General features: G+C 73.6%; 8 protein-coding genes. 5 read left to right on the forward strand and 3 right to left on the reverse strand.

The annotated features are described in order from the left end of the window. Positions 1–293 precede the first annotated feature (293 nt). The 3 genes from ACFYYF_RS13945 to ACFYYF_RS13955 are packed head-to-tail and all read left to right on the forward strand — an operon-like array spanning position 294 to position 7,299. Positions 294–1,454: an AAA family ATPase gene (locus ACFYYF_RS13945; protein ID WP_388775034.1), complete on the forward strand. Its 1,161-nt coding sequence runs from the start codon at positions 294–296 to the stop codon at positions 1,452–1,454. Further along, on the forward strand, positions 1,451–5,275 hold the full coding sequence (locus tag ACFYYF_RS13950; RefSeq protein WP_388775036.1) for a DUF5682 family protein: 3,825 nt from the start codon (positions 1,451–1,453) through the stop codon (positions 5,273–5,275). Before ACFYYF_RS13945 ends, ACFYYF_RS13950 begins: the two co-directional genes overlap by 4 nt. Beyond that, on the forward strand, positions 5,272–7,299 hold the full coding sequence (locus tag ACFYYF_RS13955) for a hypothetical protein (RefSeq protein ID WP_388775038.1): 2,028 nt from the start codon (positions 5,272–5,274) through the stop codon (positions 7,297–7,299). The genes ACFYYF_RS13950 and ACFYYF_RS13955 overlap by 4 nt, the downstream gene beginning before the upstream one ends. Here ACFYYF_RS13955 and ACFYYF_RS13960 read toward each other — a convergent pair whose 3' ends face one another. Genes ACFYYF_RS13960 through ACFYYF_RS13970 form a run of 3 tightly spaced genes read right to left on the reverse strand, consistent with a single transcriptional unit; the run spans position 7,300 to position 10,627 of the window. Then, a complete protein-coding gene (locus ACFYYF_RS13960; RefSeq protein ID WP_388775041.1) occupies positions 7,300–7,749 on the reverse strand; it encodes a response regulator in 450 nt (149 codons plus the stop codon). Next, positions 7,746–9,356 carry a CHASE3 domain-containing protein gene (locus ACFYYF_RS13965; protein ID WP_388775043.1) on the reverse strand — a complete coding sequence of 537 codons (1,611 nt, stop codon included), beginning with the start codon at positions 9,354–9,356 and terminating at the stop codon, positions 7,746–7,748. Before ACFYYF_RS13965 ends, ACFYYF_RS13960 begins: the two co-directional genes overlap by 4 nt. A gap of 53 nt (positions 9,357–9,409) precedes the next feature. Then, complete coding sequence (locus ACFYYF_RS13970) at positions 9,410–10,627, reverse strand: PP2C family protein-serine/threonine phosphatase (RefSeq protein ID WP_388775045.1); 1,218 nt, start codon at positions 10,625–10,627, stop codon at positions 9,410–9,412. 162 nt (positions 10,628–10,789) lie between these two features. Between ACFYYF_RS13970 and ACFYYF_RS13975 the strand changes: the two genes are divergently transcribed. Beyond that, positions 10,790–11,479, forward strand: a complete 690-nt coding sequence (locus ACFYYF_RS13975) for a TOPRIM nucleotidyl transferase/hydrolase domain-containing protein (protein ID WP_388775048.1) — start codon at positions 10,790–10,792, stop codon at positions 11,477–11,479. 44 nt (positions 11,480–11,523) lie between these two features. Beyond that, a complete protein-coding gene (locus ACFYYF_RS13980) occupies positions 11,524–12,558 on the forward strand; it encodes an NAD(P)H-dependent flavin oxidoreductase (protein WP_388775051.1) in 1,035 nt (344 codons plus the stop codon). Positions 12,559–12,599: the final 41 nt, after the last annotated feature.

Consider the following 12,599-nt stretch of genomic DNA (forward strand, 5'->3'; position numbering starts at 1 on the left):
GCACGGGCCCCGGCACCTTCCGCAACCCACGACGCTCCGATGCGTGCCCGACGCACCGGTGGTCCTCCGCCACGCACGGGGCGCCGGTACCCACCGAACGCCCCGGCCGCCGTCCGCCACTCATGGGGCGCCGGTGGCTACCGAACACCCCAGCCACCGTCCGCCACTCACGGGACGCCGCCACCTACCGAACACCCGGCCACCGTCCGCCCCTTACAACGCGGCCACTCACCGAACGCTCCAGTCATCTTCCGCACCTCACGACACACGTACCCATCGAGCAAGGAACACGCATGTCCTCGACCGACACGGCGACAGCCCTTCCGGCGCGGCAGACCCTGCCCGCCGAGGAGAGCCACGCCACCGAACTCGCCTTCCTCGCCGCCCACGACTCGGGTCCCCGCCCGCCCGGCTGGCGGCTGACGCCGCGCGCCGTCATCACCTTCGTGTGCGGCAGCGGCGGCGAGCCCCTCGTACTCCCCGAGCACCACGACACGCTGCCCGACAAGCTCGTCATCGCGCCCAAGTTCGTCGGCGAACGTGCCCTGGTCGAGCGCTGCGTCGTCACCCTCGCCGGAGAGCGCGGCCTGCTGCTCGTCGGTGAGCCGGGGACGGCCAAGTCCATGCTGTCCGAGCTGCTGTCCGCCGCCGTCTGCGGCACCAGCGCGCTGACCGTCCAGGGCACCGCGGGCACCACCGAGGACGCCCTGCGCTACGGGTGGAACTACGCCCTGCTGCTCGCCCAGGGCCCGACGCCGACGGCGCTGGTCGACTCCCCGGTGCTGGCCGCCATGCGCGCCGGGCGGGTGGCCCGCGTCGAGGAGATCACCCGCTGTCTGCCCGAGGTCCAGGACGCGCTGGTCTCGATCCTGTCCGACCGGCGGATGAGCGTGCCCGAACTGGCCGGCACCGACGACGCCCAGGTCGCGGCCGCCCCCGGGTTCACCGTCATCGCCACCGCCAACCTGCGCGACCGCGGCGTCTCGGAGATGTCGGCGGCGCTCAAGCGCCGCTTCAACTTCGAGACCGTGCACCCCATCGCCGACGTCGACGCCGAGACGGCGCTCGTACGGCGGCAGGCCGTCGCGGCCGTCGAGCGGGCCGGTGCCGCGTTCGGCGTCGACGACGCCGTCCTGGACGTGCTGGTCACCGTCTTCCGCGACCTCCGGGCCGGCCGGTCGGCCGAGGGCTGGGACGTGGAGCGGCCCGGCACGGTCATGTCTACGGCCGAGGCGGTGCAGGTCGCGGTCTCCCTCGGGGTGGCCGCCGCGTACCTTCCCGGGGCCGACTCTCTCGACCTGGTCCCCGGTCATCTGCTGGGCGTCGTCCGCAAGGACGACCCCGCCGACCACGCGCGTCTGCTCGGCTACTGGGACGGTCCGGTGCGCCGCCGCGCCGAGGACGGCTCCGCGCTGTGGCGCCGGCTCTGGGACCTGCGGGAGAACCTCCGGTGACGTACACCCAGGATCCACGGGCGGCCGTCACCGCCCTCGCCGGCTCCGTGGCGCCGTACCTGCTGGGGGTACGGCACCACAGTCCGGCGCTCGCCGCGGCGGTGCCCGCCCTGCTCGACGCGTCCGGGGCCGAGGTCGTGTGCGTGGAGCTGCCGGCCGACTTCCAGGCGTGGCTGCCGCATCTCGCCGCGCCGGGCACCGTCGCACCGGTCGCGCTCGCCGGAGCCGGTGAGAACGGCCGGCTCGGCTTCTACCCCTTCGCCGACTTCTCCCCTGAGCTGGCCGCGGTCCGCTGGGCGCGGGAACGCGGAGCGGACGTCGTGTGCTGCGACCTGCCGATGTCCGATCCCCGGTGGAGCGGCGACGGCCCCTTCCCCTCGGGTGACACGCGGTCCGCGGTGGCCGAGGAGATCCCCGTGACCGCGCCGGTCTCCTTCGGAAACGCGCTCGCCGCCTCCGGGACCGGACGTGAGGGCGACGATCTGTGGGACCGCTGCGTCGAAGTGCTCGCCCCGGGCTCGACCCACGAGGAGATCCGCCGCGCCGCGCTCGGTGTCGGCTGGGCGCTGCGCTGCGATGCCGAGGCCTCGGGCGGCGCACCGGCGCTGGACCTTGCCCGTGAGGCACACATGCGGGAGACGATCGCCCGTGCGTCGGCCGACGGGCGCCGGGTCGCGGCCGTCGTCGGCGCGTTCCACGCCCCGGCGCTGACCGCGAGCGCCCTGGCGGCGGACATGGAGCAGGGCACCGGCCCGGACTCGGACCCGGGTTCCGGTTCGCCTTCGGCCTCGGCCTCAGCGTCGGCTTCCGGTTCAAGTTCACGTTCAGGTTCGAGCTCAGGTTCAGGTTCAGCTTCCGGCTCAAGGTCGAGTTCAGCTTCAGGCTCAGGTCCAGGTGCCGTCGATGTGGTCCCGACACGGGTCGACCGTGGCGCTCGTACGAACGATCCGGATGTCGTCACCTCGCTCGTCCCTTACGCCTTCGATCTGTTGGACTCCCGCTCCGGGTACCCGGCCGGCATCCGGGACCCGCGCTGGCAGCAGGCCGTGTTCCGGGCCGGAGGGGACCCCGAGCGGGTGCGGGAGGCGGCCGCCCGGGTCGTCACCGACGTGTGCCGGGAACTGCGTGCGGCCGGGCACCCGGCCGGCACGGGCGAGGCCGCCGAGACCCTGCGCATGGCGGACGACCTGGCACGCGTGCGCGGACTCGCGGCACCGGGGCGCGGCGAGGTCATCGAAGCGCTGACGAGTGTGATGGGCCAGGGCGAACCGCTGGGCCGCGGCCGGGCCCTCGCGCGGGCCCTCGAAGTGGTCCTGGTCGGCACCGAGCGGGGGCGGATCGCCCCGGGCACACCTCGCTCCGGGCTCGGTCCGTGCGTGGAGGCGGAGGTCACCGCGCTCCGGCTGCCCGGCCCCGACGATCCCGCGGCGCGCGAGCTGAGGCTCGACCCGCTCCGCTCGGCCCTCGACGACCGCCGTGAGGTCCTGCTCCAGCGCCTCGCCGTGTGCGGCGCGGGCTACGGCGAGACCGTCGCGGTGGCCGGTACGGGCGACGGGTCCGCGCTCACCACGCGTTGGCGGGTGTCCTGGACGCCGGCCGTCCCTGTACGGCTGGACCTGGCCGGGATGCGGGGTGTGACCCCGGCCCTGGCCGCCGAGGGCACCCTGCGGGAGACGTACCGCCGCGAGTCCGCGGACGGAGGTCCCACCTGCGCCCTCGTCCTCGCGGCACTCGGCGCCGCCGCCCGCTGCGATCTGCCCTCGCTCGTGTCGGAGCGGCTCGCCGATGCGGCCACGCTCTTCCCCGCCACGGCCACGCTGCCCGAACTCCTCGCCGCGCTGGACCTGTTGGAGGCGCTGTGCCGCGGTCATCTGCCCGGCACCGGCCCCGAGACCCGGCGGACGGCCGCCGAACTGGCCGCCGAACTGCTGGAGTCGGCGGTCCGCACCCTGCCCGGACTCGCGGGCAGTGACCGGCCGGAGGACACGGCCGCCCTCGTCGAACTCGCCTCGCGCGCCGGTGAACACCGCCTCGGACTGCGGATGGACGACGCCCTCGGCACCCTGGCCCGCACGGGCTCACCGCTGATCCAGGGTGCCGCGCTGGCCGCCCGGGTGCTGCTCGACCTCGACGACGCCGCCGTGCTCGGCGCTCGTACCGCGGGCTGGATCGACACGGCGACCGGCCCGGAGGCGCGGCAGGCGCTGGGCCGCCGTCTCGGTGGGCTGCTCAGTGGCGCGGCCGCGTTGCTCCAGTCGGCGCCGACGGCGCTCGACCCCCTGCTCGACCGGGTCGACACGCTCGGCGACCAGGACTTCCTGGACCGGCTGCCCGCCCTGCGGGGAGGCTTCGACACACTCACTCCCGCGGGCCGCGACCGCCTCCTGCACACCGTGACCGAGCGGCTGGGTGACCGTCTCGACCTGTCGCTCACCGCGTCGCCGCACCTCCTCGCGCTGTGGACGGCCGCGGACGCTGCGGGGCTCACGGCTCTGCGCGCACTGGGCCTGCCGGCGGATCCGAACGTCGCGGAGGCGGACGACTCCGGGTTCCGTGCGATTCCCGGCCGGACCGGGGCCGAGGACACCGTGCCCGCTCCCACCGCGCCATCGCACTCCGCGACCCCGTCCGCCGCCACGGCCCCGTCCATCCCGTCCGCCGCCACAGCCCCGTCCGCCCCGTCCGCCCCTGTCCGGATCACGCCCGCCGACCGCTGGCGGCTGCTTCTCGGCCGGGAGACCGACAAGCTCCCGCAAGGCGCCCGCCGCTACGCGCACGCGCTCGACGAGCTGTACGGCGCCGGCCGTGGCGAGGGCTCCTGCGACCTCGGCGGCGAAGGCGGTACGCCCGGCCAGGGCGGCGGCCGGGAGGCGTCCTTCCCGACCGCCCGCGAATGGGCAGAGGAACTGGAGGCGCTGTTCGGAGCACAGGTCCGCGAGGAGGTGCTGGCCCGCGCGGCCGACCAGGGCCGCAGCGACGTACTGGCGGAACTCGACCCCGCCTCCGTGCGCCCGTCCGTCGACCTGCTGACCTCGGTGCTCTCCCTCGCCGGCGGGATGCCCGAGAAACAACTGGCCCGCCTGCGCCCGCTCGTACGCCGTCTGGTCGACGAACTGGCCAAGGAGCTCGCGACCCGGATGCGTCCGGCCCTCACCGGGCTCGCCACGCCCCGCCCCACCAGGCGGCCCGGCGGACGGCTCGACCTGCCGCGCACCCTGCGGGCCAACCTCGCCCACACCCGCCGCACGGCCGACGGGCGAACCGTCGTGGTGCCCGAGCGGCCGGTGTTCAGCACCCGCTCGCGCAAGGAGGCGGACTGGCGTCTGATCCTCGTGGTGGACGTGTCCGGGTCGATGGAGGCCTCCGTCATCTGGTCGGCCCTGACGGCGGCCGTCCTCGGCGGTGTGCCCACCCTGTCCACGCACTTCCTCGCGTTCTCGACGGACGTCATCGACCTGACGGACCGGGTCGACGATCCGCTGTCGTTGCTCCTGGAGGTGCGGGTCGGCGGCGGCACCCACATCGCGGCCGGGCTCCGCCACGCCCGCTCCCTGGTCACCGTGCCCAGCCGGACCCTCGTGGTCGTGGTGAGCGACTTCGAGGAGGGCTATCCGCTGGGCGGTCTCCTCGGCGAGGTCCAGGCCCTGGCGAGCTCCGGGGTGCACCTGATGGGCTGCGCCGCTCTGGACGACACGGGCACCCCCCGCTACTCGGTGCCCGTCGCGCAGCAACTCGTCGCGGCCGGCATGCCCGTCGCCGCGCTCAGCCCCCTCGCCCTCGCCCGCTGGGTGGGCGACCGTCTCCGCGGAGAAGCCCGTTGAACGCCGAACTGCCCCCGGTGGCGCCCGATGTGGTCGCCTCCGCCGTGGAGGGCCTGACCAGCAGGCTGCGCAAGAAGCTGGACGCCGCGATCACGTCGTACGCGGCCCTGCCGGTCGTGACCGACGGCGTGGTCCGGCGTGTCCGGTGCGGTGAGGACGCGGAGGTCACGCTCACCCCCGGCGGGTCCGGCTCCGTCACGGACGCGGCCCAGGCGGTGTGCAGTTGCCTGCTCGCCCCCAGGTGCCTGCACCGGGCCGCCGTCCTCGGCGCCTGCCCGCTGGCCGATCCGGAAGCCGAAGCCACGTCCGCGGGTGACGGCGCGGAGCCGGAGGGCTCCGAGACGGTCGCCGCCACGACCGGCGCCCCGGCGCCTGTTCCCGATGCCGGCGCCTCCGCCACGGCCGCCGACCGCGCGTCGCGCACCGCTGATCCCGGCGGGTCGCACACCGCTGATCCCGCGGGGGCGCCTGCCGGTACCTCCGCCGCCGCGCCCGTCGCCGAGGCCGGCACCGGGTCCGAGGAGCCCGTCTCCCTCACTGGCGTCCAGCGGGCCGCCGCGGCCGAACTGTGGTCGGCAGCGGCGGCGTTGCTCGCCGCCGGGGCGCCCGCCGCGGGCGCGGTCCCCCAGGCCGAGTTGCTGAGGGCCGCGCACTCGGCCCGGCTCGCCGGGCTGCACCGCGCCGAGGCGGCCGCGCTGCGGGTCGTACGAGGGCTGCGCGGCGCGCGTGCCCGTCAGGACGGCCACCGGCTGGCCGACCTCGTGGCTCAGGTGCGGGAACTGCTCCTCACCACGGCTCTGTTGGGCGCGGAGGCTCCGGGGCCGGCGCTGATCGGCACCGCCCGCCGCGCCTACCGGTCGGGCGGCAGCCTGCGCGTCCACGGGGTCTGCAGTGAGCCGGTGATCGCCGCCACCGGCTACAGCGGAGTCGTCACCCATGTCGTCTCCGACGACGGCCGCTGGTATTCGGTCGCCGACGTCAAGCCCGGCGGACCGGCGCGTGCCCAGGGCGCGGCCACCGCGACCGTGGCGCTCGGTTCGGGAAACCTGGATCACGCCCAGCTCTCCCGGGGCGGGCTGCTGATCTCCGGCGCCACCGTGTCCTCGGACGGCCGGCTCGGTTCCGGCAAGGGGGTGCGGGCCACTCCGCTCACGGGTGGGTCCTGGACCTCGGGTCCGCTCGCGGCGCTCTTCGAGCGTCCGCTCGCCGAAGCCGTCGCCGAACGGCTCGGCGCGGCACCGGACGCCGACCCGGAGCGCGCCGAGCAGGCGGCCCGCGAGCTGGTCGGCTGCGACCTGGTCCTCGTCGGGGCGGTCGGGGATCACTTGATCGCCCGGGAGCTGCCCGCAGGACGGCCGGACACGGAGGGCGTCCTGATGCGACTGGCCCCGGCCGCCGACCACCCGGGGCTCGCCCACACGGCCAACTTCCGCAGGCTCGCTTCCCGGCAGGGACTGCGGTTGCGGGTCGTCGGCCGCCTGGACCCGGATCGTGCCGCCACGCTCCGCCCGCTGGCCGTCGCCCCGCTGCCGGGCACCGAGGCGACGCTGCGGCTGCCGGCGGAGTGGCAGGGGCACGCCGACCTGGGCTACAACCGGCTGGAGGGCTCGCACTTCCCGTCGCCCGACGTCCTGGGCGCGGCCGCGCTCGCCGCTGGGGACGGACCGGGCACCGAGGTGCCGGACCCCCTGGCGCAGGCCCCGCTGTGGCGGCTGCGGCGGCTGGTCGAGGTCGCCGTGTCGGGCGGCCGCAGGGCCGTCGCGGAGCCCGCGCGGGACGGTGATCTGCGCGGGGACGGGGCGGCGCTGCGGCGTGGTGGTTTCAGGACGGCGGCGGATCTGGCGGCCGGCCTCACCTCGGAGGCCGACCGGCGCACCCGTGACGTCTTCGGCCGCACCGGCGGGGTCGACCCGGAACGCTACGCACGGGCGTGGCTCGCCGCGGCCGTCTATCTGGCGGGCGTCGAACGGGCCTTGGTGCAGGCCACCTGGCAGCCGACGGCCGGTTCGCGATCGGCTTCCTGATCAGCCGTTCTGCCGTGGCAGGCGCACCACCTGGACGAAGAAGTCGTCGATCTGGCGGACGGCGGCGATGAACTGGTCCAGGTCGACGGGCTTGGTGACGTAGGCGTTGGCGTGCAGTTTGTAGCTGCGCAGGATGTCCTCCTCCGCGGCCGAGGTGGTGAGGACGACGACCGGGATGTGGGACAGGGCCGGGTCCGACTTGATCTTCTCCAGGACCTGACGGCCGTCGTACTTGGGCAGGTTGAGGTCGAGGAGGATCAGGTCGGGCCGGGGTGCGTCGGTGTGGGCGGCGCGGCGGTAGAGGAAGTCGAGTGCCTCCTCGCCGTCGCGCACCACGTGCAGGGTGTTGCCGATCTTGTTGTCCTCGAACGCCTCCCGGGTCATCAGCTCGTCGCCCGGGTCGTCCTCGACGAGGAGGACGTCGATGGGGGTGCCGGCGGGAGTTGTCATATCAGGGCCTTGTCCTCGGTGCTGTCGTGAAGGGCGTCCGCCGGGTCGGCGGACGGGATGGTGAAGCAGAAACGCGTGCCGTCGGTGTGGGTGGTGTCGATCCAGATGCGGCCGCCGTGGTACTCGACGATCTTCTTGCACAGCGCGAGGCCGATGCCGGTTCCACCGTAGGCATCGCGGGCGTGCAGCCGCTGGAAGATGACGAAGACCTTCTCCTCGAACTCGGCCGGGATCCCGATGCCGTTGTCGGTGACGCAGAAGCGCCAGGCGCCGGAGTCCTCCGGGTCCGGCTCACAGGTGACGCGGACGTGCGGGGGCCGGTCGGGGTGGCGGAACTTGACGGCGTTGCCGATCAGGTTCTGCCAGAGCATCGTGACCAGGGTCGGATCCCCGACGACCCGGGGCAGTTCGTCCGGCCGGTCGACGCTCGCGCCGCTTTCGGTGATCGAACTGTCCAGGTTGGCCAGTGCCTTGCTGAGGGCCTGGTCCAGATCGACCGGAAGGCGGGCGTCGTTCACGCGGCCAACGCGCGAGAAGGTGAGCAGGTCGTTGATGAGGATCTGCATGCGTTTGGCGCCGTCGACCGCGAAGTCGATGTACTGCCGTGCGCGGTCGTCCAGTTGGTCGCCGTAGCGCTTCTCGAGGAGCTGGCAGAAGGAGGCGACCTTGCGCAGGGGTTCCTGAAGGTCGTGGGAGGCCACGTAGGCGAACTGTTCGAGCTCGGCGTTGGAGCGGCGCAGTTCGACCGCCTGCGCGTCCAGATCGGTCTTCTGGCGGGCCAGGATCTCCCGCTGCTCGCGGGACGCTCCCAGCTCGGCCACTATGCGCTGCCGCATGTTCTCGACGTCTCCCGCCACGGCGGTGAGGTCGAGGGGGCCGCCGGCGGTGATGACATGGTCGAAGTCGCCCTGGGCCACCCGGCGTGTGGCGATGCGCAGATCGTCCAGCGGACGCGTCACCAGTGCCCGGATCAGGAAGGTCAGCACCACTCCGGTCAGCAGGAACACCACGACCATGGCGGCAAGGACCGAGTCGCGGACCTTTCGCGCGGTGCTGAGCTGGTCCTGGCCGTGGTCGACCGCCGCCTGCAGCCCGGCGATCTGCTCGGACGACGCGCCGCGGATGCCGTCGAAGGACTTCTTGCCGCGTTCGGCGGTCGCTGCGTCGATCGTGCGGGGCTCGCCCGGTGTGATGGCGTCCACGAGGGGTTCGGCGTAGGTGCGCCGCCAGTCGGCCGCCCGCTTCTCGACCGTCTCCAGTTCGTGGAGGAGTTCGGGACGGTCGCCGATCAGGGCGCGCATCCGGGCGGCGGCGTGCGCCTCGTCCTTCTGACCCTGTACGTACGGGTCCAGGAACTGGCGGTCGGCCGCGATCGCGTAACCGCGGATTCCCGTCTCCTGGTCGACCAGGGCCGACTGGAGCCGGTACGCCTCCGTCTGCGCGGGCTCGACGTCCATCAGCAGATGGTCGGTGACCTCGGCCGTGCTCCGGAGCAGTCCGGCACCGACCACGGCGCCCACGACCACCAGCAGCGCCATGAGCGCCAGCACCAGCCTGATCCAGCCCTCCACCGTCAGCCGGTGTCCGGCCCATCGTGCGCCGGTCATGTTCGTCGTCCCGTCCTCGAAATCATTGTTCTCTCGTGCGCTCTTCACCCTCATCAGCTCCAGCGCAGATGGAGCACGGCGACGTCGTCGGCCAGGCCACCCTGTGTCTCGGCCAGGGCCTCGGCCCGGTCGATGAGTCCGTCGACGAACTCGGCCGGGGGCAGACCGGCCAGCTCACGGGCCATCGCCAGCAGCCCCTCCTCGCCCAGCCGCTCCGTGCCGCGCCCGACGCGCCCCTCGAAGAGTCCGTCGGTGAACAGCACCATCGCCGCGCCCTCCGGGAGCGCCACTTCCTCCACGGGCCAGCGTGCGCCGCCCGGAATGATGCCGAGGGCCGGACCGCCCCGGACCTCCACCCACTCGACCCCGCCGGCCCCGCACAGCAGCACGCCGTGATGACCCGCACGTACCAGCCTGACGCTTCGCCGGCCGGGACTGACACTGAGGACGACCAGGGTGGCGAAGACGCCGTTCCTCGCCCGCTCGGCCAGAAGGATCTCCTCCAGGCGGCCCACCTGGTCGGCGCCGGTGACACCGCTGAGCACCAGGGTGCGCCAGGCTATGCGCAGCGCGACCCCGAGGGCGGCCTCGTCCGGACCGTGCCCGGAGACGTCGCCGATGAGGGCGTGCACGATGCCGTCCGCGCTCTGCACGATGTCGTAGAAGTCGCCGCCCAGCAGCGCGTGGGCGCGGCCGGGCCGGTAGCGGGTCACGACCTCCACGCCGTCCCCGCGCAGCAGCGGGCGCGGCAGGAGCCCCCGTTCCAGGCGGGCGTTCTCCTGGGCCTGCATCTGGCTGGCCTGAAGCGCCGCGGCGTCGCGTTCGGCCTGCTTGCGCTGGATCGCGTAGCGGACGGCCCGTCCGAACAGCTCGGGCTCGACCCTGCCCTTGACCAGATAGTCCTGTGCGCCGGCGGCCACGGCGGCCAGTCCGGTGCCCTCCTCGGCGAGTCCGGTGAGGACCACGACGGCGACGTGTTCGGCGTGCTCACGCACCGTCGACACGGCTTCGAGGCCCTGCGCGTCCGGGAGGTGCAGATCGAGCAGCACGCAGTCCGGGACCTCGGTCGCGAGCACGTCGCAGGCCTCGGCCATCGAGCGCACCCAGCGCAGGCGCATGCCGAGGGCACTGTCGGCGACCATCTCCTCCACGAGCAGCGCGTCGCCCGGGTCGTCCTCGATCAGCAGCACCGACGGCTCTTCCGTTCCCCAGGCCGCGGCGCGCTCCAGCTCGGGAGAAAACACGCCGGCAGCCCCGGGCTGCGACGTCATCATTCAATGATCCCCTTCACCCGCCACCACTCCGCCGCTTCATGACGGACAACTCCGCGAGCATACTCACGCCCACCTCGACATACGTGAGGAGGACTTCATGGTCGGCACACCGAGGGAAATTCGTTACCACGCCAAGCGGGAAGGGATCACACTCGGCACATGAGCGATATGGGGGCGTTCCGGGAGACGGTGACCGCGTGGGCGGCCGGTGGCCCGGGAGACCTCGCGGGCGAGCTGGCCGCCGAGCTGCCGGTGAAGACGGTCGTTCTGCTCGAAGGGCCGAGCGATCTCGCGGCGGTCGACGCGCTCGCGCGCATGCGCGGCCGGGACCTGGAGGCCGAGGGAGTGTGCCTCCTGGCGATGAACGGTGCCATGAGCGTGGGGCGCTTCGCCCGTCTCCTCGGCCCACCGGGTCTGGGCCTGCGTCTCACGGGACTGTGCGACGAGGCGGAACGGGGCTACTACGCCCGCGCCTTGGAAGCGGACGCCACTGACGCCACTGACGCCACTGACGCCACTGACGCCACTGACGCCACTGACGACGCCACTGACGTGAGCATGGCGGGGCGGCGGAGGTTCTTCGTCTGCGCGGCCGATCTGGAGGACGAACTCATCCGCGCGCTGGGCGTCTCCAGAGTGGAGGAGCTGATTCGCGCCGAGGGCGATCTGCGCGCCCTGCGGACCTTCGTCCGCCAGCCGGCACAGCACGGCCGCTCCCCGGAGCGGCAATTGAGGCGTTTCCTCGGCACGAAGAAGGGCCGTAAGATCCACTACGGCCGCGCCCTCGTCCAGGCCCTCTCCCCCGACCGCGTACCCGCCCCGCTCGACGACCTGCTCGCCGACGTGTGACGATCCCGACACCTCGACCGCGGGCGAAGGGGATGATGGCCGTCATGACCCTGTCGACCGCGTTCACGGCGTTGTTCGGTGTCGAGCACCCCATCGCCCTCGCTCCCATGGGTGGATCGGCCGGCGGTGAGCTGGCGGCGGCCGTCTCGCGTGGAGGCGGACTCGGTCTGCTGGGCGCCGGAGGCGGCGATCCGGACTGGCTGGCGCGTGAGCTGCCGATCGTGGCGGGGGCCGGGAGACCGTGGGGTGTCGGGTTCCTGACCTGGGCGGTCGGTACGGCCGTGAACGAACAGGCGCTGGAGTACGGCCCGGCCGCGGTCATGTTCTCGTTCGGCGATCCCGGCCCGTACGTCGAACGGGTCTGTGCGGCCGGCGCGGCCGTGATCGTCCAGGTCACCGATCTCGACGAGGCCGGGCAGGCGCTGGAGCTGGGCGCCGACGTCATCGTGGCGCAGGGGACGGAGAGCGGCGGGCACGGAAGCCGGCACGGGCGGTCCACACTTCCCTTCGTACCCGTCGTCGTAGACGTGGCCGAGGACGTACCCATGCTGGCGGCGGGCGGGATCGCGACACTTCCCTTCGTACCCGTCGTCGTAGACGTGGCCGAGGACGTACCCGTGCTGGCCGCGGGCGGGATCGCGGACGGCCGGGGTGTCGCGGCCGTGCTGGCTCTGGGCGCCGCCGGGGCGGTCATCGGCACCCGCTTCCAGGCCACGGCCGAGGCGCTTGTCGACCCCTCGACCGCCAAGGCGCTCGTCGACGGGCGTGGACAGGACACGGAGCGAAACCGCGTCCTCGACATCGCGCGGAACTCCCCTTGGCCGTCGAAGTACACGGCCCGCACCCTGGGGCACCCCTACCTGGACCTGTGGCGGGGCCGGGAGGAAGAACTCGCGGCGGACCCCGCGGCGGCACGCCTGGCCTATCGGACCGATGTCGAGAGCGGGAACGTACCCGCGCTGCCGGTCTGGGCGGGAGAGGGCGTCGACCTCGTCACCGACCTGCCGCCCGCGGCCGACCTCGTAGCCACCCTCGCCACCGAGGCCTGGCAGGCGCTGGGGCGAGCGGGACGCGGCTGACCGAGGCGGCGCTCCTGTCGAGGTGTCCGCTGCCGTTGCGG

The sequence above is a fragment of the Streptomyces sp. NPDC001914 genome (assembly GCF_042891215.1).
In the GTDB taxonomy this organism is placed as follows: domain Bacteria; phylum Actinomycetota; class Actinomycetes; order Streptomycetales; family Streptomycetaceae; genus Streptomyces.

What these genes read in the sequence shown, in the direction of transcription:
- ACFYYF_RS13980 (WP_388775051.1), top strand. Translation starts at nt 11,524, where the DNA reads ATGACCCTGTCGACCGCGTTCACGGCGTTGTTCGGTGTCGAGCACCCC.
- ACFYYF_RS13945 (WP_388775034.1), top strand. Translation starts at nt 294, where the DNA reads ATGTCCTCGACCGACACGGCGACAGCCCTTCCGGCGCGGCAGACCCTG.
- ACFYYF_RS13970 (WP_388775045.1), bottom strand. Translation starts at nt 10,627, where the DNA reads ATGACGTCGCAGCCCGGGGCTGCCGGCGTGTTTTCTCCCGAGCTGGAG.
- ACFYYF_RS13960 (WP_388775041.1), bottom strand. Translation starts at nt 7,749, where the DNA reads ATGACAACTCCCGCCGGCACCCCCATCGACGTCCTCCTCGTCGAGGAC.
- ACFYYF_RS13975 (WP_388775048.1), top strand. Translation starts at nt 10,790, where the DNA reads ATGAGCGATATGGGGGCGTTCCGGGAGACGGTGACCGCGTGGGCGGCC.
- ACFYYF_RS13965 (WP_388775043.1), bottom strand. Translation starts at nt 9,356, where the DNA reads ATGACCGGCGCACGATGGGCCGGACACCGGCTGACGGTGGAGGGCTGG.